Annotated in this window: 23 protein-coding genes and 2 tRNA genes; 20 read left to right on the top strand and 5 right to left on the bottom strand. The window is 63.1% G+C overall.

Translation table 11 applies throughout. The annotated features are described in order from the left end of the window. Window positions 1-108 precede the first annotated feature (108 nt). Together opgC and YH62_RS10980 are read right to left on the bottom strand one after the other, a co-directional pair. The gene (opgC, locus tag YH62_RS10975; RefSeq protein WP_046794204.1) at window positions 109-1338 is read right to left on the bottom strand and encodes an OpgC domain-containing protein; all 1230 of its coding nucleotides are present in this window, start codon (window positions 1336-1338) and stop codon (window positions 109-111) included. 199 nt (window positions 1339-1537) lie between these two features. Next, window positions 1538-5047 carry a PAS domain-containing hybrid sensor histidine kinase/response regulator gene (locus YH62_RS10980; protein ID WP_046794205.1) on the bottom strand — a complete coding sequence of 1170 codons (3510 nt, stop codon included), beginning with the start codon at window positions 5045-5047 and terminating at the stop codon, window positions 1538-1540. Window positions 5048-5237: 190 nt separating this feature from the next. Between YH62_RS10980 and mscL the strand changes: the two genes are divergently transcribed. From mscL to galE, 3 genes are all read left to right on the top strand, one after another. Then, entirely contained in the window at window positions 5238-5657 is a 420-nt protein-coding gene (mscL, locus tag YH62_RS10985) for a large conductance mechanosensitive channel protein MscL (RefSeq protein WP_046794358.1), read from the top strand. A gap of 102 nt (window positions 5658-5759) precedes the next feature. Then, on the top strand, window positions 5760-6929 hold the full coding sequence (locus tag YH62_RS10990) for a pyridoxal phosphate-dependent aminotransferase (protein WP_046794359.1): 1170 nt from the start codon (window positions 5760-5762) through the stop codon (window positions 6927-6929). Between the two features lie 415 nt (window positions 6930-7344). Continuing rightward, window positions 7345-8379, top strand: coding sequence for a UDP-glucose 4-epimerase GalE (galE, locus tag YH62_RS10995; RefSeq protein ID WP_046794360.1), 1035 nt, complete (start codon window positions 7345-7347; stop codon window positions 8377-8379). 6 nt (window positions 8380-8385) lie between these two features. On the opposite strand, the gene YH62_RS11000 is transcribed toward galE, so the two are convergent. Continuing rightward, the gene (locus YH62_RS11000; RefSeq protein ID WP_046794206.1) at window positions 8386-8991 is read right to left on the bottom strand and encodes a TetR/AcrR family transcriptional regulator; all 606 of its coding nucleotides are present in this window, start codon (window positions 8989-8991) and stop codon (window positions 8386-8388) included. A 106-nt stretch (window positions 8992-9097) separates the two neighbouring features. Here YH62_RS11000 and YH62_RS11005 point away from each other — a divergent pair, with 106 nt between their 5' ends. Further along, entirely contained in the window at window positions 9098-9844 is a 747-nt protein-coding gene (locus YH62_RS11005; protein WP_046794207.1) for a 3-oxoacyl-ACP reductase family protein, read from the top strand. Window positions 9845-9956: 112 nt separating this feature from the next. Here the strand turns inward: YH62_RS11005 and YH62_RS11010 are convergent. Next, a tRNA-Thr gene (locus YH62_RS11010) sits at window positions 9957-10031 on the bottom strand. A gap of 158 nt (window positions 10032-10189) precedes the next feature. Here YH62_RS11010 and YH62_RS11015 point away from each other — a divergent pair. From YH62_RS11015 to YH62_RS11075, 13 genes are all read left to right on the top strand, one after another. Beyond that, window positions 10190-10420 carry a hypothetical protein gene (locus YH62_RS11015; protein WP_046794208.1) on the top strand — a complete coding sequence of 77 codons (231 nt, stop codon included), beginning with the start codon at window positions 10190-10192 and terminating at the stop codon, window positions 10418-10420. Window positions 10421-10569: 149 nt separating this feature from the next. Beyond that, window positions 10570-11862: a UDP-N-acetylglucosamine 1-carboxyvinyltransferase gene (gene murA, locus YH62_RS11020; RefSeq protein ID WP_046794209.1), complete on the top strand. Its 1293-nt coding sequence runs from the start codon at window positions 10570-10572 to the stop codon at window positions 11860-11862. A 134-nt stretch (window positions 11863-11996) separates the two neighbouring features. Then, window positions 11997-12839, top strand: coding sequence for an oxidoreductase (locus YH62_RS11025; protein ID WP_046794210.1), 843 nt, complete (start codon window positions 11997-11999; stop codon window positions 12837-12839). 98 nt (window positions 12840-12937) lie between these two features. Continuing rightward, complete coding sequence (locus YH62_RS11030; RefSeq protein ID WP_046794211.1) at window positions 12938-13369, top strand: DUF2948 family protein; 432 nt, start codon at window positions 12938-12940, stop codon at window positions 13367-13369. Between the two features lie 45 nt (window positions 13370-13414). Continuing rightward, complete coding sequence (gene hisD / locus YH62_RS11035) at window positions 13415-14713, top strand: histidinol dehydrogenase (RefSeq protein WP_046794212.1); 1299 nt, start codon at window positions 13415-13417, stop codon at window positions 14711-14713. 3 nt (window positions 14714-14716) lie between these two features. Beyond that, window positions 14717-15190, top strand: a complete 474-nt coding sequence (locus YH62_RS11040) for a UPF0262 family protein (protein ID WP_046794213.1) — start codon at window positions 14717-14719, stop codon at window positions 15188-15190. 5 nt (window positions 15191-15195) lie between these two features. After that, complete coding sequence (locus YH62_RS11045) at window positions 15196-15675, top strand: low molecular weight phosphatase family protein (RefSeq protein WP_046794214.1); 480 nt, start codon at window positions 15196-15198, stop codon at window positions 15673-15675. Window positions 15676-15795: 120 nt separating this feature from the next. Next, window positions 15796-16014 (top strand): translation initiation factor IF-1, encoded by a 219-nt coding sequence (gene infA / locus YH62_RS11050; RefSeq protein WP_004435948.1) that lies wholly within the window; start codon window positions 15796-15798, stop codon window positions 16012-16014. 25 nt (window positions 16015-16039) lie between these two features. Continuing rightward, window positions 16040-16660 (top strand): Maf-like protein, encoded by a 621-nt coding sequence (locus tag YH62_RS11055; RefSeq protein ID WP_046794215.1) that lies wholly within the window; start codon window positions 16040-16042, stop codon window positions 16658-16660. A gap of 14 nt (window positions 16661-16674) precedes the next feature. Further along, entirely contained in the window at window positions 16675-16896 is a 222-nt protein-coding gene (gene yacG / locus YH62_RS11060; protein ID WP_046794216.1) for a DNA gyrase inhibitor YacG, read from the top strand. A gap of 147 nt (window positions 16897-17043) precedes the next feature. Next, window positions 17044-17119 (top strand) — tRNA-Phe (locus YH62_RS11065). 143 nt (window positions 17120-17262) lie between these two features. Next, window positions 17263-17628, top strand: coding sequence for a hypothetical protein (locus YH62_RS11070; protein ID WP_046794217.1), 366 nt, complete (start codon window positions 17263-17265; stop codon window positions 17626-17628). Beyond that, window positions 17625-18173: a hypothetical protein gene (locus YH62_RS11075; protein ID WP_046794218.1), complete on the top strand. Its 549-nt coding sequence runs from the start codon at window positions 17625-17627 to the stop codon at window positions 18171-18173. Before YH62_RS11070 ends, YH62_RS11075 begins: the two co-directional genes overlap by 4 nt. A 175-nt stretch (window positions 18174-18348) precedes the next feature. Here YH62_RS11075 and YH62_RS30480 read toward each other — a convergent pair whose 3' ends face one another. Further along, a complete protein-coding gene (locus YH62_RS30480) occupies window positions 18349-18501 on the bottom strand; it encodes a hypothetical protein (protein ID WP_170986305.1) in 153 nt (50 codons plus the stop codon). 96 nt (window positions 18502-18597) lie between these two features. Between YH62_RS30480 and YH62_RS11080 the strand changes: the two genes are divergently transcribed. The 3 genes from YH62_RS11080 (at window position 18598) to YH62_RS11090 (ending at window position 21437) form a co-directional block, all read left to right on the top strand. Beyond that, the gene (locus YH62_RS11080; RefSeq protein WP_046794361.1) at window positions 18598-19191 is read left to right on the top strand and encodes a DNA-3-methyladenine glycosylase; all 594 of its coding nucleotides are present in this window, start codon (window positions 18598-18600) and stop codon (window positions 19189-19191) included. 330 nt (window positions 19192-19521) lie between these two features. After that, window positions 19522-21144: a globin-coupled sensor protein gene (locus YH62_RS11085; protein WP_046794219.1), complete on the top strand. Its 1623-nt coding sequence runs from the start codon at window positions 19522-19524 to the stop codon at window positions 21142-21144. After that, complete coding sequence (locus YH62_RS11090) at window positions 21144-21437, top strand: STAS domain-containing protein (RefSeq protein WP_046794220.1); 294 nt, start codon at window positions 21144-21146, stop codon at window positions 21435-21437. The genes YH62_RS11085 and YH62_RS11090 overlap by 1 nt, the downstream gene beginning before the upstream one ends. Window position 21438: the final 1 nt, after the last annotated feature.

The raw sequence follows: 21438 nt of genomic DNA on the forward strand, positions 1-21438 counted from the left end.
CAGGCCTGTCCCGCGCATCTGCCAACATCAGACGTGGATAGATCCTCGGGACAAGCCCGAGGATGACGGAAGAGAGCGGTGATCTGAGCTCACCTCCCCAAGTTTGTTTTACCTGATGACCATCTGCTGCGGCTTGGCATGCTCCGTGCGCGCCTCGCCCGACTGCTGACCGCCGATGCCGAAGAGCTTGTCGCGTTCCCGCCAGAGCGCGGGCAGCGCGAGAAGCGCGACCCCGACCAGGGCGATGGCCGTCTTGGTCATCTGGCTGAGTTCCGGCGAGCGGCCGTCGAAATAATAGACGGCATAGACGATCGCCACGTGCCAGACATAGACGTAGAGCGAATGGCGGCCGAGAAGCTGCAGGAACCGGATCGAGAAGACCCAGGTGATCGCCGCGGCCACTTTCTGCACCCAGGCGCTCGGATGCTTCGGACCGGCGACCAGAAGCCAGGTGACGAGCGCTGCCACGGCGGCGAAGTTCAAGAGATAGACCGGACCGAAATCGGCGCGGATTTCCATCGTGGCGAACTTGCCCACCATGAAGCCGGGCATCAGGTTATGCGCCGTGATGATGCGCAGCGGCAGGAAGAACAGCACGATCAACAGCGCCATCTTCGGGATGAAGGTGTTTTCCGGTGTCAGGATCTTCTTCCAGTCGATCTTGCCGGTCGTGGTCATCGCACCCAGCACGAGCGCCGAATAGAAGACGATCTGCCAGCCGAGGAGGTTGAACGACACGCGGATGCCCTGGTCGTCCGCTCCCATGACGAGTTGGTTCAACGGGCCGGTGACGACCTGCTGCAGGCCGAGCTGGCCCGCCATCCAGACGATGATCGAACCGGCGAGCACATAAGCCCATTTGTCTTCGAGCACGAGCTTCACCAGCATCGGTGCGAAGAGCATGTAGATGACGTATTGCGGCAGGATGTCCATGAAGGTCGGCTGGAACAGGAAGGTCGCGATCGCGGCGAGCCGCAGCGGATCGTCGAACGTCGTATAGCCGAGCCAGTTGAACCAGATCGTATAGGCGCCGGGCAGGAACATCTGCGCCACCATGACGGCGATCACGATGCCCATCGCATAGCGATAGAGCTCGAAGGCGCGCCCATAGATCAGCTGCTTGCCCACGGCATAGCCGTTCTTCGCCATTTTCTTGGCGTAGACCATGCCGATCAGCAGGCCGGACAGGAAAACGAACCCTTGAGCATCCTCCACGAAGGCGAGCTGGTTGTGATTGATGCTCACCAGCCAATAGCCGCCAGCAAAGACGAGATGGTTTATCAACATGAAAACGAGGAAGTAGCCTCGCATACCGTCAATAATATCAAAGCGCTTCATCGTTTCGCGGTCTCCATTTTTGCCGTACCGAAGGCTTTGGGAGCGCCGCTCGGTTCGTAAGGCCTCTGTGGGCCAGGGTTACGCGCCTAAACGTCACGAAACCGGGAGGGTTCCGCCATACGACGGTTTAGGCAGGATCGGTCGTAAACACTACGTGATGACTGTGGGATGAACAGGGCAGGCGGGGCTGTGGACTGCGTTATTCCGCCGCAACCCGTTTGACGCTCGCGACCTGCGTCAGGTAGGCGCGAAGTGCTGCCGGGCGAACCGGCTTGTGCTGAACGCCGATATCGTGCTTTTCCGCCTCGGCCCGCACTTCCGGCGTTCTGTCGGCGGTAATGACGAGTGCCGGGATTTCCGCGCCGTAAAGCGAGCGCAGCATCAGGATGGCCTCGATGCCGTCGCCGTCGTCGAGGTGGTAGTCGGCAATGATGACCTCCGGCGGCGGTTCCCGCCGGGCTGCGATCTGGTCGATGGCCGCAAGCGATTCGGCCTGGCCCACGGTGCAGCCCCAGCCCGAGACGAGCAGCGCCATGCCTTCGAGTATCCTCGGCTCGTTGTCGATGCAGAGCACGCGAAGCCCGTTGAGCGGCTGCGAACGGCTCCTGCCTTCCGTCATTTCGGCGCCGCGAACCGCCTTGGGTGCGGCGAGATCGACCGGCACCCGCACGCGGAAGATCGTGCCCTTGCCGGGGCTCGAGGAAAGCTGCACCGGATGGTTCAGGACGCGGGAAATGCGGTCGACGATCGAAAGCCCGAGCCCGAGGCCGGATGCAGTCTTCGCGCCCTCGTCCAGCCGGGCGAATTCCTTGAAGACGGTCCGGAACTTGGAGGGCGGTATGCCGATGCCGGAATCGAGCACCTCGATCATGACATGGTCGCCGCGCCGTCTGGCGCCGATGAGCACCTTGCCGTCGATCGTGTATTTGATCGCGTTGGAGACGAGGTTCTGGATGAGGCGGCGCAGCAGGTTGGCGTCCGAGCGTACCTTCACCGAACTCGGCACGACGGTGAATTTCAGCTTCCTCTCGCGCGCCATGGGCGAAAAATCGGTCTCGATCCGTTTCAGGAGATCATCGAGTGGCACGGATGTGAAGCGCGGCTTCATGGCGCCGGTGTCGAGCCGGGAGATATCCAGCACGGCGCCCAGGATGGTTTCGACCGATTCGAGCGAGGAATCGATATTGCGCACGAGCGGGCTGTTCTCCGAAGCGCCGAGCCGTTCGACGAGCGCCGAGGAATAGAGGCGGGCGGCGTTCAGCGGCTGCAGGATGTCATGGCCGGCGGCGGCAAAGAAGCGCGTCTTGCCGATATTGGCCTCCTCCGCCGAGGCGCGCGCTTCCCCCAGTTCGCGATTGACGCGGGTAAGTTCTGCCGTGCGTTCCTCCACCCGCTGTTCGAGCGTTTCGTTCGCCTGCTTCAGCGCCCGGTCGGCTGCGACGCGTTCGGTAATATCGGTGAAGGTCGCGACGATCCCCTTGTCCGGCATGGCGTTCGACCGCACCTCGATGATCCGCTCGCCGCCGGAAAGTACCAGCGCGAAAGGCGCATCGAGGGTCTGGAAATGACGGATGACCTCTGTCTGGTCTTCGGCCGGGACATCCCCGCGCTCGGAAAGGATGGAGACGATATCGGAGAGCGGAAAACCCACCTGGCCCACCTGTTCCGGCAGGTCGAGGAGATTGCGGAACCGGCGGTTCCAGATCGTCAGCCGATGGTCGCTGTCGAAGACGGCGATGCCCTGGTCCATCTGCGAGAGCGCCGTCTGCAGCATGTCCTGATTGTATTGCAGGGCCTCGCTCGCCTGATCCAGCAGCCAGGCCGTATCGGCATTGGTATCCTCGGCCTTCTGCAGAATCAGCGAGAGCACGAGCCTGGCCGAGGACGAGCCGATCGCGCTGCCGAGGAGCTGTTCGGAAAAGTGCACCAGCGCCATGTCGGCGGGCTGGTCGTCGTCGATCCTGCGCCCGGCCGTGCTTTCGTAATTGGCGAAGGAACGCCGCATGCGCTCCTCGCCGAGATAACGGGCGATCGCGGCTTTCAGGTCGCCGACGCTGACGCGGGTCTTCCAGCCGCGCGTGGCGAATTGCGAGCGGGTGTGACGCTTGACGAAAATGCCGGCCTGGATGCGCTCCACCGGCCGCGGGTTGCGGGACAGCGAGCCGACCACAAAGGCGAGCGTGTTGAGCATCAGGCTGAAGAGCGTGACGTTGACGAAAGGATCGGTTTCCGGACCGGAGAAGATCGAACTCCCCGGAAACAGGAAGGCCAGCACGGTGGCGGCGATGGGAGAATTGTCCGGTCCGCCGAGGCTCGGCACGAAAAGCAGGTAGGCCCAGACGAAGAAGCCGAAGGACATGCCGAGGATGGCGCCGCGCGCATTGGCCCTGCGCCAGAAAAGGCCACCCAGGAGGGCTGGCGCGATCTGCGCGATCGCCGCGAAGGCGAGCAGCCCGATCGAGGCGAGCCCCGATTGGCTGTCTGCGCCGCGATAGTAGCCATAGCCGAGGATCAGCACCACGAAGATCGCCGTGCGCCGGATGCGCAGCAGCACCTTGGCGAAATCCTCACGATGCCCGGAGCGCCGCATCAGCTTGTGGCGAAGGAAGACCGGCATCACGATGTCGTTGGAAACCATGATCGAGAGCGCCACCGATTCGACGATCACCATGGCGGTGGCGGCCGATACCCCGCCGATGAAGGTGATGAGGGTGACGACCGGAAGCTCGCCGGCGAGCGGCAGCGTCAGCACGTAGAGATCGGCATCTCCGACTCCCCCGAAGGTGATGAGGCCGGCGATCGCGGCGGGCAGCACGAAGAGATTGATGGCGATGAGGTAGAGCGGCAGGAGCAGGCCCGCGACCTTCCGCTCCTGCGGCGTGCGGTTTTCCACCACCGTCACATGGAACTGCCGCGGCAGCATGATGATCGCGAAGGCCGACAGCACGATCAGCACCGCCCAGCGGCTGAGCGGCGTCTCGTAGGAGAGCGCGGAGGTGACGAGCAGGTTTTCCGATGCCTTGGCGAACAGGTCGGCCGGGCCGTCGAAGAGGACGAAGACGACCGAGTATCCGACCGTCGCGAAGGCGAGCAGCTTGACGACGGATTCCATCGCGACGGCCAGGATCAGCCCGTCCTGATGCTCGGTCGCATCCGTATGGCGGGTGCCGAACATCACCGCGAAACAGGCCATCAGCAGCGTGATAATCAGCGCGAGATCGAGGAAATAGAGATTGCCGCTGCCGATGCCGTAGTCGGACGGATCGACCATGACGGCAACGGAACTCGAAACCGCCTTCAATTGCAGGGCGATGTATGGGATCGCCCCGACGAGCGCGATAACGGAGACGATCATCGCCACGGTCGAGTTCTTCCCGTAGCGGGCAGCCACGAAATCCGCGACCGAGGTCAGTTTCTCCGCCTTGGCGAGTTCCACGATCCGGCGGATGAGCGGCATGCCGAGCGTGAAGGCGAGGATCGGCCCGATATAGATGCCGAGAAATTCGAGGCCACGCTGGGAAGCGAGGCCCACGCCGCCGAAATAGGTCCAGGACGTGCAGTAGATCGCAATGCTGAGCGCATAGACCACCGGCCGGCCGTTCACCGGCACGCCGAGCCGACGGCTCCGCCGGTCCCCATAGCTCGCCACCGCGAAAAGCAGCAGGATATAGGCGAATGCCGACACCAGGATAACCCAGCCTGGAAGCATGGTTCCTCCGCCAAGAAAAGGCTGACGGGTGGACTCTAAGGGAAAATCGAAGGCTTGGAAATCGGCGCCTTCTTGGCAAAAAGTCCTATAACATCCGGTTTTTAGTGCGGTTGCGGCCTTTCAACCGCGCACAACTGCGTTATGTTGCGACCTGGAACTTTTTACCATCTAGGAAGGGGCAAGCATGTCAGTGATCAGCGAATTCAGGTCATTCATCGCCAAGGGCAATGTCATCGATCTCGCGGTCGGTATCATCATCGGCGGGGCTTTCACCGGTATCGTCAATTCGCTGGTGAACGATATCGTGATGCCGATCGTCGGTGCGATCACGGGCGGCGGTTTCGATTTCTCCAATTACTTCCTGCCGCTTTCCGGCAACGTAACCGCGCAGAGCCTTGCCGCCGCCCGCGAACAGGGCGCCGTCTTCGCCTATGGCAGCTTCATTACCGTATTCATCAATTTCCTGATCCTGGCCTGGATCATCTTCCTGATGGTGAAGGCCGTGAACAGGCTGCGCGCGATGGAAGAGAAGAAGCCGGAACCGGACGCTCCGCCGCCGGCCGACGTGCAGCTCCTCACCGAGATCCGCGATCTCCTGAAGACCCGCTGATCGGCGGAATGATCACATATATCAATATTGGCCTCACGGATTCTCATGGGAATTCGTGAGGCGGCTGCGCTAAAAGACATGAAAACCTTGAAGGGATTTTCCATGTCGATCGTCAGCAGCCTCAGCCCCCGTGCCCTCGCAGCGCCCGAAAGCGGCATCGTGGAGGTCATCACCTATGCCCGGGGTCGGGAGGGGCTGATCCCGCTCTGGGCGGGCGAGGGCGATCTGCCGAGCCCCGATTTCATCAATCGGGCCGCAAGCGATGCGCTGCTGGCCGGCGAAACCTTCTACACCTGGCAGCGCGGCATTCCGGAGCTTCGCGAGGCGCTTTCGCGCTATTACGCCCGCCACTTCTCCGTCTCGCTGCCGGTCGAACATTTCTATGTCACAGGTTCCGGCATGCACGCCATCATGCTGGCGGTGCAGGCCGTGACCTCTCCGGGCGACGAACTGATCTATCTTTCGCCCGCTTGGCCGAACATCGTTTCCGCCGTGGAGATTTCCGGAGCCAGGGCCGTCGGCCTGCCGCTCGACTTCAAGGACGGGGGGTGGTCGCTCGACCTCCAAAAGCTGGAAGCGCTGGTGACGCCGCGCACCAGGGCGCTCTTCATCAACACGCCCTCCAACCCCACCGGCTGGACGGCCACTCGGGAAGACCTCGAGAATATCCTGGCGCTCGCCCGCAAGCATGGCCTCTGGATCATCGCCGACGAGATCTACGCTCTCTACTATTACGGCGATGCGCCGCGCGCGCCTTCCTTCATGGATATCATGGAGGAGGGAGACCGGGTGCTCTTCGCCAATTCCTTTTCCAAGAACTGGTCGATGACCGGCTGGCGCGTGGGCTGGATCGTCGCCCCGCCCGAACTCGGCCAGGTGATCGAAAACCTCATCCAGTATTCCAATTCCGGCGTGGCGCAGTTCATGCAACGCGGCGCGGTGGTGGCGCTTGATCAAGGCGACGATTTCGTACGCGGCAATATCGACAGGGCGACCCGCTCGCGCGACATCCTCTGCGATGCGCTGATCGCCACCAACCGGGTCGAGACGTTGAAGCCCGATGGCGCTCTCTATGCCTTCCTCAAGGTGGACGGCGTGACGGACAGCCGCCGCACGGCGCTCGACATCATCGACAGGACGGGCGTGGTGCTGGCGCCGGGCTCCGCCTTCGGCAAGGGAGGCGAGCTCTTCCTGCGGGCCTGCTTCCTGCGTGATCCGCGTCAGGTGGAAGAGGCTGCCGGCCGACTCCGCGACTATATTCTGAAGCTTTAGGGTCAAAATTCAATTAGGTTTCGGGCGCGGCGCGAGCCGGATTTCGTGGATGGCAAGGAGAAGGAACCGACGTGGAGCATAACTCCACTAGGAGCCTTCGACGCAGCAAGGCGCGAAATCCGCCGCGTCCCGAAGGGATATGGTGAAAATCGCCCATTTCCGCGTCGCCAAATCTCGACGGGGTTGAGCCCCGCCATCGATTTGCCTCCTAGAACTGAACGATTTTCCCTCATACCGCGCTCCAAACTCTAATTGAGTTTTGACCCTAGGGCGGATCGCTAAAATCCGAACGATTCCGGAAATCGGCGGTTAGCCCTGCCTTCAGATATACTTGAGCGGCACCCGCCGGAGTAATCATTGCTGCACGGACCGCATGCTTCGATGCCTCGACGACAAGAGGCGGGGAAGCATCGAAATGGCGGTTCTGGTTACCGGAGGCGCGGGTTACATCGGCAGTCACATGGCCTGGGCATTGCTGGATGCCGGCGAGGAAGTGGTCGTGCTCGACCGGCTCTCCACCGGCTTTCGCTGGGCGGTGCCCGCGGAAGCGCGCTTCTATCTCGGCGATGTCGGCGATCGCGAGGTCCTGAACCGGATATTTACGGAGAACGGGATCGACGCGATCCTGCATTTCGCAGGCTCCATCGTCGTTCCGCAGTCGGTCGCCCAGCCGCTCGACTATTATGAGAACAATACCGGCAACACCCGTCTTCTGGCGGCCGCCGCCGTCGAGGCCGGCATCCGCCACTTCGTCTTCTCCTCGACCGCCGCCGTCTACGGCGACCAGAAGGACGACGCCCCGGTGCTGGAAAGCGCGCCGCTTCTTCCCAAGAACCCTTACGGCCAATCGAAGCTGATGTCCGAGCTGATGCTGCGCGATGCGGCCCAGGCCCATGATTTCCGCTTCGTGGCGCTGCGCTATTTCAACGTGGCGGGCGCCGATCCGGTCGGCCGCACGGGACTTTCCACGGAAGGCGCCACCCATCTCCTCAAGATCGCCTGCGAGGCGGCGCTCGGGAAACGTCGCGGCGTGGATGTCTACGGCACGGATTATCCGACGCCGGACGGCACCGGCATCCGCGACTATATCCACGTCGCCGACCTCGTGAACGCACATCTGAAGGCGTTGAGCTATCTGCGGCGCGGCGGCGAGCCGCTGGTCGCCAATTGCGGCTATGGCCGGGGCTATTCCGTGCTGGAAGTGCTGGAGGCGGTGATGAAGGGCGCGGGCCGCAAGTTCGAAATCCGCTATGGGCCGCGCCGTCCGGGCGATGCGGCGAGCGTGGTGGCGAATTCCACCCTGGCCCGCCGCCTGCTCGACTGGACGCCGCGTCATGACGATCTCGATTTTATCGTCGAAACGGCGATCGCCTGGGAGAAGGGTCTGGCGGCGAAAAAGGCCGAAGATCTCAGGACGCTTCAGAACCGGCTCGCCTCGGCGAGGTTCTGAGGGGCGTCACCTGCCGGTCAGGGCGTCGAAGGCCGCCATGGCGCCATCGGCCACATGCTTGAGCGCCCTGTAATCTCCCCCGTCACGGGCGAGGATGGACATTCCGTTCTGCACGGTTGCGTAGAAGGTCGCGATCGCTTCCGCGTCGATCGACGCAGGCAATTCCCCCTCCGCCACGGCGCGCTGCAACCGTTGGCGGAGTTTCACGATGCTGTCCGCGCGATGCTTGCAAAACGCGCCGCAGATCGGCTTCGTCACTTCGCCGGAATGTAGGCCGCCGAGTGCGATCAAACAGCCGTGCGGCTGGTTCGGCTGCGAATAAGCCTTAGCTGTCGCGAGCAGAAAGCCGTTCAGGGCTTCCTTGATGGTCGCAATGGTCTCCAGCGAGGACCAGATTTCCATGCCGATGGTGCGGCTATAGAGTTCCATCACTTCCAGATAGAGCGCTTCCTTGCACCCGAATGCGGCATAGAGGCTGGGCGGATTGATGCCCATGGCGGCGGTGAGGTCCGCCAGAGACGCGCCTTCATATCCCTTCTCCCAAAAGACCTGCATCGCGCTCTCCAGCGCGGCGTTACGGTCGAAACTGCGGGGACGGCCTCTTTCGGGCATGGCTCAGCTCTTTTTTGTAATGATCGATAAATAAATCTCTTGACGCGGTCTGGCAAGCGCTACAGTTAATTATGTATTGCTCACTACAAAAAAAAGGAAGTTTTGCATGACCTCGATCAACTTGGATGGCAAGGTTGCCCTCGTGACCGGCGGCAGCCGGGGCATCGGCGCGGCGATCGCCAAAAGGCTTGCGGCAGAGGGTGCCACGGTGGCGCTGACCTATGTGAATTCAGCAGACAAGGCGGAGCAGGTGGTCCGCGAAATCGAGAAGGCGGGCGGTCGCGCGGCTGCGATCCGGGCGGACAACCGTGAGGCCGAAGCGATCGAACAGGCGGTCCGCAAGACGGTCGAGACCTTCGGCAAACTGGATATTCTGGTAAACAGCGCCGGCATCTGGCACGCCGCGCCGCTCGGAGAAACGAGCGTTGCGGATTTCGATGAAGTGATGGCCGTCAACCTGCGTGCGCCTTTCGTGGCCGTTCGCGCGGCGGCGGGCCACCTTGGCGAAGGCGGGCGGATCATCTCGATCGGCAGCAATCTGGCCGAACTGGTGCCCTGGCCGGGCATCAGCCTCTACTCGGCGAGCAAGGCCGCGCTGATCGGCCTGACGAAGGGGCTGGCGCGAGACCTCGGCCCGCGCGGCATCACGGTCAACGTCGTCCATCCCGGTTCGACGAATACCGACATGAACCCCGCAGGCGGCGATCATTCCGAACCGCAGCGGGAGCGTATCGCGACCGGCAGCTTCGGCGAGCCGGAGGATATTGCCGGCCTGGTCGCCTGGCTCGCTGGGCCTGAAGGAAAATTCGTCTCCGGCGCATCGCTGACCATAGACGGCGGCGCCAACGCCTGATCGGATTGGACCACGGCCGCCTCGCGCGGCCGTGGTTTTTTGCGGCAAGACGCAATGGTCCCACAGCCCGGATGACTTGCTGGAGCGGAACATGGAAGGGGATAGGAAAAAATGGTGCTGCTAGAGAGATTTGAACTCTCGGCCTCTCCCTTACCAAGGGAGTGCTCTACCCCTGAGCTATAGCAGCTTCGGCCTCGCCCGGATCGGGGCGTGTCGTCAGGCGAGGGGGCTATTGCCATAGCTTGGCGGAGAGCGCAAGCCGCAAATTGGAAGTTATTTTGATGAGGCGCGGGAAAACCCGCATGGCACTTTGAGAAATCCGGTTTTTTCGCTAAGGAAAGAGGCATGGTGAAAGACGACGAGACGAAGATTTCCGAGGCTGAGGGCGGTCATTCCGGCGATCGGGAAGCGCGGCGGCGCGCGGCGGACGAACGCGAGCAGGCCCGCAAGGCGCGCGCCTCCGCAAAGCTTCGGGAAACCCTCCAGCGACGCAAAGGCCAGGCCCGCGCCCGCCGCGCCGGCGAGGCCGATATGGCGAACGGGCTTCCTGCCGCAAAAACGGACGAATCATCCTGACCAATGCCGGCCACCACCAGAACTGCCCATTCATACCTCCTGTTAACCTGGATCATCAAAGATTGATGCCGCGCGGGAATTCGTCTAAGGACGCCCTTTCCTTTCGCGCTCGACAAGAAAGAGAGGCGGGCCCCGCCCGTTGAACCCCCATGGATCGCATCAGAATTACCGGCGGCAACCAACTTAACGGCACGATCCCGATCTCGGGCGCCAAGAACGCGGCGCTGCCCTTGATGATTGCCTCGCTTTTGACGAGCGATACGCTGACGCTCGAAAACGTGCCGCATCTTGCCGATGTCGAGCTGCTTTTGCGCATCCTCGGCAATCACGGCGTCGATTTCACCGTCAACGGCCGCCGCGAAAACCAGAGCGGCAGCTATGCCCGCACCATCCACTTCACCTGCCGCACCATCGCCGATACGACCGCGCCCTATGCGCTGGTTTCGAAGATGCGCGCGAGCTTCTGGGTGATCGGCCCGCTTCTGGCCCGCGAGGGCAGGGCGCGCGTTTCGCTGCCCGGCGGCTGCGCCATCGGCACGCGTCCGGTCGATCTCTTCCTTGAAGGCCTGCAGGCGCTGGGCGCCGAGATCGAGATCGACGGCGGCTATGTGAACGCCACCGCTCCCAAGGGTGGCCTCACCGGTGGGCGCTACACGTTCCCGAAGGTTTCGGTCGGCGCCACCCATGTGCTGCTGATGGCGGCGACGCTCGCCAACGGCACGACGGTGATCGAAAATGCCGCCCGCGAGCCGGAAGTGGTCGATCTCGCCCGCTGCCTCACCTCCATGGGAGCGAAGATCGAAGGCGCCGGCACGAGCACGATCACCATCGAGGGCGTTCCCTCGCTTTCCGGCGCGCGCCACCGCGTGCTGCCCGATCGCATCGAGACCGGCACCTATGCCATGGCGGTTGCCATGGCCGGCGGCGACGTGACGCTCGAGGGCACGAATGCGACGCTTCTCGACAGCGCGCTCGGCACGCTGCGGCAGGCCGGCGCCCACATCACCGAAACGGAAAGCGGGCTGCGCATCGTGCGCAACGGCAATGGCATCCAGCCGGTCGACATCACGACCGAGCCTTTCCCGGGCTTCCCGACGGACCTGCAGGCGCAGTTCATGGCGCTGATGACCCGCTCTTCGGGCGTTTCCAATATCACCGAGACGATCTTCGAGAACCGCTTCATGCATGTGCAGGAGCTTGCCCGCCTCGGCGCGAAGATTTCGCTTTCAGGCCAGACGGCCCGCGTCGAGGGTGTCGCGCGGCTGAAGGGCGCGCCCGTGATGGCGACCGACCTGCGCGCCTCCGTATCGCTGGTGATCGCCGGCCTTGCCGCGGAAGGCGAGACCATGGTCAACCGCGTCTACCATCTCGATCGCGGTTTCGAGCGTCTGGAAGAGAAGCTCACCCGTTGCGGCGCTGTCGTCGAACGCGTCAGCGACTGACCACCTCCTCAGAGGACGTTTAAAGTAACAGGACGGCGAGGCGATGCCTTGCCGTCCTTTTTTGCGTTCCTATCTTTCCCGTATCTCACCTGCCATTCCCTTCTCGATCCGCCCCCTCGTACGGAGAATCTCCCATGACTGACGTTTCCGCACCCGTCTGGTTCATCACCGGCTGCTCCACCGGCTTCGGCCGGGAACTGGCGAAGCTCACGATCGCCCGAGGCTGGCCGACAGTGGTGACCGCGCGCGACAAAAGCCGTGTCGCCGATCTTGCAGAAGGCAGCGGGAATGCGCTGGCCCTCGATCTCGACGTCACGAATGCCGGCGAGATCGCCGCGGCGGCGAAGGCCGCCGAGGAAAAGTTCGGCCGTATCGACGTTCTGGTGAACAATGCCGGCTACGGCTACCAGGCGGCGCTCGAGGAGGGCGAAGAAGATGAGATCCGCGCCCAGTTCGATGCCAACGTTTTCGGACTTTTCGCCATGACGCGCGCCGTGCTGCCGGGCATGCGGGCGCGCCGGCGCGGCCACGTCATCAACATCACCTCGCAGGCCGGCTTCATCGGTTTTGCCGGCTCCGGCTATTACGCGGCGAGCAAGCATGCCGTCGAAGGCTTTTCCGATGCGCTTGCCGCCGAGGGCGCGCCGATCGGCATCAAGGTGACCTGCGTGGAGCCGGGCCCGTTCCGCACCGACTGGGCCGGCCGCTCGCTGAGGCAGACGCCGAGCCGCATTACCGAATATGCCGAGACCGCCGGTGCGCGGTTGAAATCCACTGCCGAGATCAGCGGCAGGCAGGCGGGCGATCCGGTTCGCGCCGGCGAGGCGATCATCGCGGCGGCCGAGGCGGAGAACCCGCCCCGCCATCTGGTGCTCGGCGCGATCGCCTATAACGGCGTCACGCAGAAGCTGAAGGAGAGGCTGGCGCAGATCGAGGCTTGGAAGGAAACCAGCATTTCCGCCGATTTTCCGAGTTGAGCGGAAACAACCGGTTGTTGCTTCTTTGCGGTCGGCATCCTATTTCCAGCATGTAATCTTTCGGCGCGGGACACGCGCCATCACTGGAAAGCGAAACGATGACCGAGCTGAAGCTGCTGGCCCTGGACAAGGACGACCTGGAGATCATTTCCGCCCATATGCAGGATAGTGTCTTCAAAGTGGGCGACGTGCATTGGTCGCCCGCAAGCCGGTCGTTCTCGTTCGAGGCCAACCGCTTCGTCTGGGAAAACGCCGGGGGCCGGCGCAAGACCTATGAGCGGCGGCGCGGCGCGCTCGTCTTCAAGCGCGTGGAGGCCGTGCGCTCGACCGGCATCGACCCCAAGAAGAAGGAGGAGGTGCTCTCCCTTCTCGCCATCCGCTTCGTCCAGAAGGGCGAAGGGCCGGAAGGCACGGTGGAACTGATCCTCGCCGGCACCGCCACGATAGCGCTCGATGTCGAATGTCTCGAAGTAGCGCTTGCAGATATCGGCGGCGCATGGGAAACGGCCTCGAGGCCGCGTCACCCGTAAGGATCCGGCCGGCATCAAGGTTTTCGAACTGGAAGGATTATCTCCTTGGCGATCTGGCTGGAGCAGGCAGCGGAAGACTTCGAGGCGCGGTTTTCCGCTTTTCTTTCGACGAAGCGTGAGGTTTCGGAAGATGTGAACGCCGTGGTGCGGGCCATCATCGATGATGTGCGGGCGCGCGGCGACCAGGCCCTCATCGATTATTCCGCCCGTTTCGAAGGCATAGACCTCGGCAATGCCGGCATTCGCGTCAGCGATGCGGAAATCGATGCCGCTGTGGCCGAGACGGACCCGAAGGTGCTCGACGCCCTGAAGTTCGCCGCTGCGCGTATCGAGAAGCACCATGCCCGGCAGATGCCGAAGGACGATATCTACGAGGACGCGATCGGCGTGGGGCTCGGCTCCCGCTGGACGGCGATCGAGGCGGTCGGTCTCTACGTGCCGGGCGGCACGGCGAGCTATCCGAGCTCGGTGCTGATGAACGCCGTGCCGGCGAGCGTCGCCGGCGTGCCGCGCGTCGTCATGGTCGTGCCGGCCGGCGGCGGGCGCATCAATCCCGCCGTGCTTGCGGCGGCCCGGATTGCCGGGGTGAGCGAAATCTACCGCATCGGCGGCGCGCAGGCGGTCGCAGCCCTTGCCTATGGCACGGAGACCATCGCTCCGGTCGCCAAGATCGTCGGGCCGGGCAATGCCTATGTCGCGGCCGCCAAGCGGCAGGTCTTCGGCACGGTCGGGATCGACATGATCGCCGGGCCCTCCGAAGTGCTGGTGATAGCGGACAAGGAAAACGATCCGGACTGGATCGCCGCCGATCTGCTCGCCCAGGCCGAGCACGATGCCGGCGCGCAGTCGATCCTCATGACCGATGACGCGGCGTTCGGCAAATCCGTGGAAGCCGCGGTCGAGCGGCAGTTGAAGACGCTTTCGCGGTCTGAAACGGCATCGGCAAGCTGGCGGGATTTCGGTGCCGTCATCCTCGTGCCGGAACTTTCGGCCGCTCTGCCGCTCGCAAACCGTATCGCGGCCGAGCACCTGGAGCTCGCGGTTGCCGATCCCGATGCGCTGATGCCGGGCATCCGAAACGCAGGCGCGATCTTCATCGGCCGGCATACGCCCGAGGTCATCGGCGATTATGTGGGCGGCTCGAACCACGTGCTGCCGACGGCGCGCTCGGCCCGGTTCTCCTCCGGGCTTTCGGTGCTCGATTTCGTCAAGCGCACTTCCATCCTGCGGCTGGGCCCCGACCAGCTCCGCGAACTTGCACCCGCGGCGATCACGCTCGCTCATTCCGAAGGGCTCGATGCCCATGCGCGCTCGGTGGCGATCCGGCTGAACGATGGGAGTTGACGGATGGGCCGGCCGGACTTCCGTCTCTGCGAGGTCGTTCTGGACGATTCCATCGGGCGTTCGACCCCCGATGTCGAGCATGAGCGGGCGGTTGCCATCTTCGACCTCGTCGAGGAAAACTCCTTCGAGCCGATCGGCCATTCCGGCGGGCCCTACCGGCTGAGGCTTTCGCTGGTGGATTCCAAGCTGATGTTCGGCATCACCACGCAGGCGGATGAGGACGTCGCCACCCATATCCTGTCGCTCACGCCCTTCCGGCGGATCATCAAGGACTACTTCATGATCTGCGAGAGCTATTACGAGGCGATCCGCTCGGCCACCCCGAGCCGCATCGAGGCGATCGACATGGGCCGGCGCGGCATCCACAACGAAGGTTCCCGGACGCTGATGGACCGGCTCGACGGCAAGATCCGCATCGATTTCGACACGGCGCGGCGGCTGTTCACGCTGGTCTGCGTGCTCTATTGGCGGGGGTAGCGGCCGTGGAGGAGTTTCCCGCCTCGCAAGCGAACAGCGGCAGGCCGGGCGCCATCCTCTTCCTGTGCGGCTGGAACGTCATTCGTTCGCCGATGGCGGAGGTCATTGCAAAACGGATCCTGCCACCCGATATCTATGTTCGTTCCGCAGGCGTGAGATCCGGCGAGCGCGACGCTTTCGTGGATGTCGTGCTGGAGGAGATCGGCCTTTCGCTCGGCCGTCATCACCCGCAGACGCTGGAAGAGCTCGAGGACGATTTCTTCGATCTCATCGTGACGCTGACCCCGGAAGCCCATCATGCGGCGCTGGAGCTGACGCGCTCCAGCGCGGTCGATGTCGTCTACTGGCCGACCATGGACCCGACGGCGGCAACAGGCAGCCGCGAACAGATGCTGGATGCCTACCGGGAGGTGCGCGACCACCTCTGGCGCCTGGTGGACGAGCGGCTTGGCGGAGGGCATCGGCACCCCGCGGAGACGGCCTGAACGGAATCGCAAATATGCGAGTTCACAAAGCGGACATGATTGTGTAGTTTCCGCGCAAATTTACGGGCGGCGGTCTCGATGACCCCGCCCGAAAACCAACCATAGGAAGAAAACCCTTAGATGGCTAAAGAAGAAGTCCTCGAATTCCCGGGCGTCGTGACGGAACTGCTGCCCAATGCGACGTTCCGCGTGAAGCTCGAAAACGAACATGAGATTATCGCACATACCGCCGGCCGCATGCGCAAGAACCGCATCCGCGTTCTCGCCGGCGACAAGGTCCTGGTCGAGATGACGCCCTACGACCTGACCAAGGGCCGCATCACCTACCGCTTCAAGTAAGCCCGGCTAGCGGCAAGGCCTCCTCATGGCGCTGGAACAAAAGCTTATCCTGGCCTCCGGTTCGCCGCGCCGCCTCGACCTTCTCAATCAGGCGGGCATCAAGCCGGCAAAGCTGATGCCGATGGATATCGACGAGACGCCGAAGCGGTCCGAGCATCCGCGCTCGCTCGCTCGCCGCCTCTCGACCGAGAAGGCGGAAGCGGCGCTCGCCGCGTTGCGGGACGATCCGGCCTGGCGTCACAGCTATGTCCTGTCCGCCGATACGGTAGTCGCGGTCGGCCGGCGTATTCTCGAGAAGACCGAATATACCGACGAGGCGCACGCAGCGCTGCATCTCCTCTCCGGGCGCGGCCACTGGGTCTATACCGGCATCTGCCTGGTCACCCCCGGCGGCAAGTTCCGCCAGAAGGTCGTGCAGACCAAGGTTCGCTTCAAAAGGCTTTCCAGCGGCGAGATCGAGAACTATATCGCGTCTGGACAATGGCGCGGCAAGGCGGGAGCCTATGCGATCCAGGGGATCGCCGGCTCCTTCGTTCAGAAGCTCGTGGGTTCCTATACGAACGTCGTCGGGCTGCCGCTTTACGAAGTGATGGCGCTGCTGGCCGGTGAAGGCTTCGACGTGGCGGCGGGCTGGCCGGAAGGATAAATAAGGTCCTAACCATGGCACAACCGATCAAGACAGGCGGCAAGGTGGAGCCGCTTCGCAAGACCAGGCCCTGCCCGGAATGCGGCAAGCCTTCGGCGCGCGACCACTATCCTTTCTGCTCCGACCGCTGCCGCACGCTCGATCTTTCGCGCTGGCTGAAGGGCTCCTATGCCATTCCCGTGGCGGAAGACGAGACCAAGGCCGAACCCTCCGACGACGAGCGGCGCGACGGCTGATTTTGCTGGCGAATTCGCGATTTTTGCAAACCTGTCAAAAAAGTCGGTTTCGGTGCTGGACAAGGGCGAGCAAGATGCTATAACCCCGCTCGCTTCCGGGGGAGACTACCCCCGCCGGCCTTGCCGGAAGGCTTTTCAAGCCTCGATGCCCGGATAGCTCAGTTGGTAGAGCAGCGGATTGAAAATCCGCGTGTCGGTGGTTCAAATCCGCCTCCGGGCACCATTTTTCCAGTCAAATGCTAGGAAGATTTCCAACCCAGCAATGGGTTTTTTCGCATTGCGCTGTGGCGCGCTTTGCTCCCCTTGATTTTCCTCGGTTTCTCGCCACACTCGGCAACCCTAAGTAACATGCGGAGCGGGAGCAGTATGGCAGATTATCGCGAAATCTCACAGGAGTACGCCCAGCAGGGCATTAAAGGAGCCTTTCTGCTCAATGGCGGCGCAGCGGTGGCGCTTCTGAGCCAGGCTGCCGACCTAAAAGCTAACGGTCTCGCATCATCCGTCTCTGGCGGTCTGCAAATATGGGCGCTCGGGACTGCACTCGCAGCCGCAACTTGGGTTCTCGCATTCCTTTCGACGCGGTACGTGGATAAGAGCGAACGCGAAGCCGATAAGAAAGGCGGACACTTAAGGATTTCGGATGGGCTCATGCTTGCCGGCATAATCACAGTCGGCCTTTCGATCTTATTCTTTTTGCTCGGGTGCATAGTTTTGGCGAGTGCATTCGCATGACTGAGCATCGCAAATTAACATCGACCGATTCAGAAGATCCCGATAACTCCGTCTTTGTCGCAAAATGGACTGATCCCGACCGTCGCGAGCGGTGGCAGTATTATACTCGTGAGAAATACGAGTTTTTCAAATCGGCTCGTGAGATGATGTTCAAAGCTAACATCGATTATGGGAAGTGGCTTCTTGCATCAGGGTTGGCCGTGCATGGCGGCGCGATCTACGCGATAAACCTACTCAAGGACCCTACTCGGCCCGACTTGCTGATTGCGTTGCTTCAGGCCGCGAAATGGAATGTCGCCGGCATTGTCTTCGTTCTGACAGCGGGTTTTGCCGCATGGATCAATTTTCAAGCCGCCGCGAATATATACCACGATTGGGCGGACCCGCGAATGGTTCACCGCACAGACTACTTCCCTAGCCGCGACTCACAGAAGCGCGATGTTGTGGGTGCTACCCGAGTCTTTGCTATGGGGATGGGTTTCCTGTCGCTTTGGGCTTTGGTGGCTAGCGCCGCGAATGTCTTCTCTGCTCTCGGGCCGAAGTAAATGAGATGACGAAATTGTCCGAAAGGAAGACAATTAAAACCAGGCAGATATGCTTGCTGATCGCGGCCCGCAACCTGCGCCGCTAGAGGCGCAGTCCGAAGTGGATCGATCTTCTCGCCGATCATCTCTGGTTAAGTGCGGGGGCGCTTCGTGGTCGCGCGATCCGGCCGCAAAGCTACCCATCCCCCTTACCCTGCCACGCGAGCCGCATGGCGATCGCGAGCGCAAGGCCGATGCCTATTCCCATGCCGATATTGTCCATCGCCGCGCCGATCGCGACCCCGAGCACGATGCCGAGGAGGACGGGAATGCCGTTCTTCTTCTCCATGGGGCAATCATAGCGGCGGAATGCGTCGGGCCCATGGCCTGCTCGGTAGGCTCTACAGAACTTGCCGGCTCTCTGGTCTTCCCGTAAGTCATGGCCATGAGCGACAAGGCTAAAGCATCGCGGCAGGGCGGGTTCTTCGAGCGGAGCGCCGTCGAGGTGGCGCGCGACCTGATTGGGGCCGAACTCGAATTCGATGGCGCCGGCGGCATTATCGTCGAGACCGAGGCCTATGAGCCGGACGATCCGGCTTCCCACAGTTTTCGCGGGCCGACGCCCCGCAACCGCACCATGTTCGGGCCGGCGGGCCATGTCTATGTCTATCGCTCCTACGGCATCCACTGGTGCGTGAACCTCGTCTGCCGTCCGGGCAGCGCGGTCCTCATCCGCGCCCTGGAGCCGGTCTGGGGGATTGCCGCGATGGAAGCGCGCCGGGGCCGTTCCGATCCGCTTCTGCTCTCAGCCGGTCCGGGGCGGGTCTGCCAGGCGCTCGGCATCACCGGGGGGCACGATGGGCTTTCCCTCTTTAAGCCGCCGTTCCGCTTCAGGCCGGCGGAAGAAGCGCCGCTGGTCGTCACCGGCAGGCGGATCGGCATCAGCCAGGCGGTCGATCTGCCCTGGCGCTTCGGCCTTGCCGGTTCCGTGCATGTGAGCAAGCGGTTCGCCTTAGAGGCGAAACGGAAGAAGGCCTGACGCCTCGGTGCTCCCGTCCGTGCGATTACGGAGCAAAAGCCGCTGCCGGCGGACGCTCCATTAACCTTCGAGCAAGGAATTAACCATACAAATTGGGGACCACGGCGAAATGGGGCGACTGCCGTCTCCCTCAGGCATGAAGCCGCACTGCCGTACCGGTTTCGATCCGGTATCCGCTCATGACAATCCAGCAAAAGACTGCGGTCGTCGCGCCGCCGACGCGAGGCGTCGGACCGCGCGGGGCACCCCGCATTCCTCGTGCCTGGCTGGCAGGGGCTCTTTCTCGCCGATCCTCCAGGGGAGGTAGGCCCATGATTTTGGGGATGGATTTTGGGGCAGGAAACGCCATTGGATCAGGCGCGGCGGGCGCAGGCGGGCAGCCTGGGCGAGCGGCTGGCTTTTGCCGGCCTCGACGGCGAGTTCTGCGATCTCCTGCGGCGCTTCCGCCCGATGCTGGAACCGCATCTGAAGGCCGGGCTTCGCGACCTTTTCCAGCGTTACCAGTCTTCCCCGGAAGCGGCCCGCAATTTCCAGAGCGAGAACCAGGTCGACCGGCTCCACGATCTCCAGGCCTCCCATTGGAGCGTGCTGACCGACGCGCGCTTCGACGCGCTCTATGCCGAGCGCGTGAAGATGCTTTCCGATACGGAAAGCCGCATGGGGCTCGATCCGCGCTGGCATGTGGCGGGTCATGCCGTGGTGCTCGAACATCTGATTTCCGGCGCGCTTTCCGAGATCGGCGGAAAGGCGATGCTGCCGGCGGCGCGCCGCCGAGAGCGCGAGATCATGGAACTGGTCAGCGCCGTCATTCGCCTGGTGATGGTGGATGTCGAGATCGCCGTTTCGCTGCGTTTCAACGAACAGCGCCAGAAGCATCAGCGCGCGCTTGCCGAGCAGCGCGAGGCCGACCAGGTGGAAGTGGTGCAGCTCTTCTCGGGCGTGGCCGCCTCGCTTGCCGAGCGGGACCTTACGGTAACCGCTCCGATGGATGTCCCGGAAGCCTATGGCGAACTTGCAGCGCTTCTTGGCCAGGCCGTGGAGACCATGCGCACCTCCGTCGAGCGGGCGGAAACGCAGGGGAGGGAGGCGGCAGGCCTTTCCGAAACGCTGGGCCGGGATGCGCGCACCTTCGCCGCCGCTTCCGTCGAGCACGCAGATCGCCTTGAGGAGGCAGCGCGCCAGCTCACGGCGATCACCGGCAAGGTGAGGGAAAGCGCTGCCGAAACCGCGGCGGCGGAAAAAGCGGCCGCGGCGACGCGCCGCTCCGTCGAACAAAGCGGTGAAGTGGTGGGACGCGCGATCAACGCCATGGCGGATATCGAAGCCTCCGCGGAAAAGATCGGCCAGATCATCGGTTCCATCGACGAGATCGCTTTCCAGACCAATCTCCTGGCGTTGAACGCCGGCATCGAGGCTGCCCGCGCGGGCGAAAGCGGCCGCGGCTTTGCCGTCGTCGCCCAGGAAGTGCGCGCGCTCGCGCAGCGCTCGGCGGAAGCCGCCCGCGAGATCAAGTCGCTGGTCAACGGCACCAAGACGCAGGTCGATGCGGGCGTGGAAATGGTCCACCGCACGCAGGATGCCATCGGCGGTATCGTCCGGCAGGTTTCCGAAATCAACGATGCCATCGCCGGCATCGCCCGCGAAAGCGGAGAGCAGGCCGCCGGTCTGGACCGGGTGAGCGCCGAAATCGGCGTGATCGGTGAGGGTGTCGCCGCGAATGCCGGCATCGCTTCCCGCGCGGGAGGGGGCGCCGACGAGCTGCACAGCGTGATCGTCGAGCTCGGCCGCACGATCCGCGAGTTCCGCATCGAAAGACAGACCCGCTACCAGTCGGATGCGCCTCGGCCGCCGGCCATGAAAGCCTCGCCGTCCCTCGTTGCAATCGGCTCCTCGGCCGGCGCGCGTTTCGGCGAGGACGAGTTCGAAATGCACAAGCGACAGGGAATGAGCTGATGGCGAGCAATAAGCCTGCACCGGGGAGCTTGAAGCTTTCCCCGATACTGGACCTGAACGAGGCTTCCGTGCTGCACGGCAAGCTGATGTCCATGCGCGGAAGCGACGTCGTCATCGACGCTTCGGACGTGGAACGCGCCGGCGTGCAATGCGCGCAGGTGCTTGTCGCCGCGGCCAGGGCCTGGGCGGCGGATGGAAAGTCTTTCCTGGTCGAGAGTGCCTCGGATGCCTTCGACAAGACGGCGCGGCTCATCGGCATCGATGCCAAGCAATTGGTTGCTAAGGAGATTTGAG

Origin of the sequence: Rhizobium sp. LC145 (assembly GCF_001005825.1) — a bacterium.
GTDB lineage: Bacteria > Pseudomonadota > Alphaproteobacteria > Rhizobiales > Rhizobiaceae > Neorhizobium.

Coding starts and splice junctions, on each gene's coding strand:
- murA (WP_046794209.1), top strand. CDS start 10,570: ATGGATCGCATCAGAATTACCGGCGGCAACCAACTTAACGGCACGATC.
- YH62_RS11080 (WP_046794361.1), top strand. CDS start 18,598: ATGAGCGACAAGGCTAAAGCATCGCGGCAGGGCGGGTTCTTCGAGCGG.
- YH62_RS10990 (WP_046794359.1), top strand. CDS start 5,760: ATGTCGATCGTCAGCAGCCTCAGCCCCCGTGCCCTCGCAGCGCCCGAA.
- opgC (WP_046794204.1), bottom strand. CDS start 1,338: ATGAAGCGCTTTGATATTATTGACGGTATGCGAGGCTACTTCCTCGTT.
- YH62_RS11090 (WP_046794220.1), top strand. CDS start 21,144: ATGGCGAGCAATAAGCCTGCACCGGGGAGCTTGAAGCTTTCCCCGATA.
- YH62_RS11030 (WP_046794211.1), top strand. CDS start 12,938: ATGACCGAGCTGAAGCTGCTGGCCCTGGACAAGGACGACCTGGAGATC.
- YH62_RS10980 (WP_046794205.1), bottom strand. CDS start 5,047: ATGCTTCCAGGCTGGGTTATCCTGGTGTCGGCATTCGCCTATATCCTG.
- YH62_RS11075 (WP_046794218.1), top strand. CDS start 17,625: ATGACTGAGCATCGCAAATTAACATCGACCGATTCAGAAGATCCCGAT.
- YH62_RS11025 (WP_046794210.1), top strand. CDS start 11,997: ATGACTGACGTTTCCGCACCCGTCTGGTTCATCACCGGCTGCTCCACC.
- yacG (WP_046794216.1), top strand. CDS start 16,675: ATGGCACAACCGATCAAGACAGGCGGCAAGGTGGAGCCGCTTCGCAAG.
- YH62_RS11005 (WP_046794207.1), top strand. CDS start 9,098: ATGACCTCGATCAACTTGGATGGCAAGGTTGCCCTCGTGACCGGCGGC.
- galE (WP_046794360.1), top strand. CDS start 7,345: ATGGCGGTTCTGGTTACCGGAGGCGCGGGTTACATCGGCAGTCACATG.
- YH62_RS11040 (WP_046794213.1), top strand. CDS start 14,717: ATGGGCCGGCCGGACTTCCGTCTCTGCGAGGTCGTTCTGGACGATTCC.
- YH62_RS30480 (WP_170986305.1), bottom strand. CDS start 18,501: ATGGAGAAGAAGAACGGCATTCCCGTCCTCCTCGGCATCGTGCTCGGG.
- YH62_RS11015 (WP_046794208.1), top strand. CDS start 10,190: ATGGTGAAAGACGACGAGACGAAGATTTCCGAGGCTGAGGGCGGTCAT.
- YH62_RS11070 (WP_046794217.1), top strand. CDS start 17,263: ATGGCAGATTATCGCGAAATCTCACAGGAGTACGCCCAGCAGGGCATT.
- infA (WP_004435948.1), top strand. CDS start 15,796: ATGGCTAAAGAAGAAGTCCTCGAATTCCCGGGCGTCGTGACGGAACTG.
- YH62_RS11000 (WP_046794206.1), bottom strand. CDS start 8,991: ATGCCCGAAAGAGGCCGTCCCCGCAGTTTCGACCGTAACGCCGCGCTG.
- YH62_RS11055 (WP_046794215.1), top strand. CDS start 16,040: ATGGCGCTGGAACAAAAGCTTATCCTGGCCTCCGGTTCGCCGCGCCGC.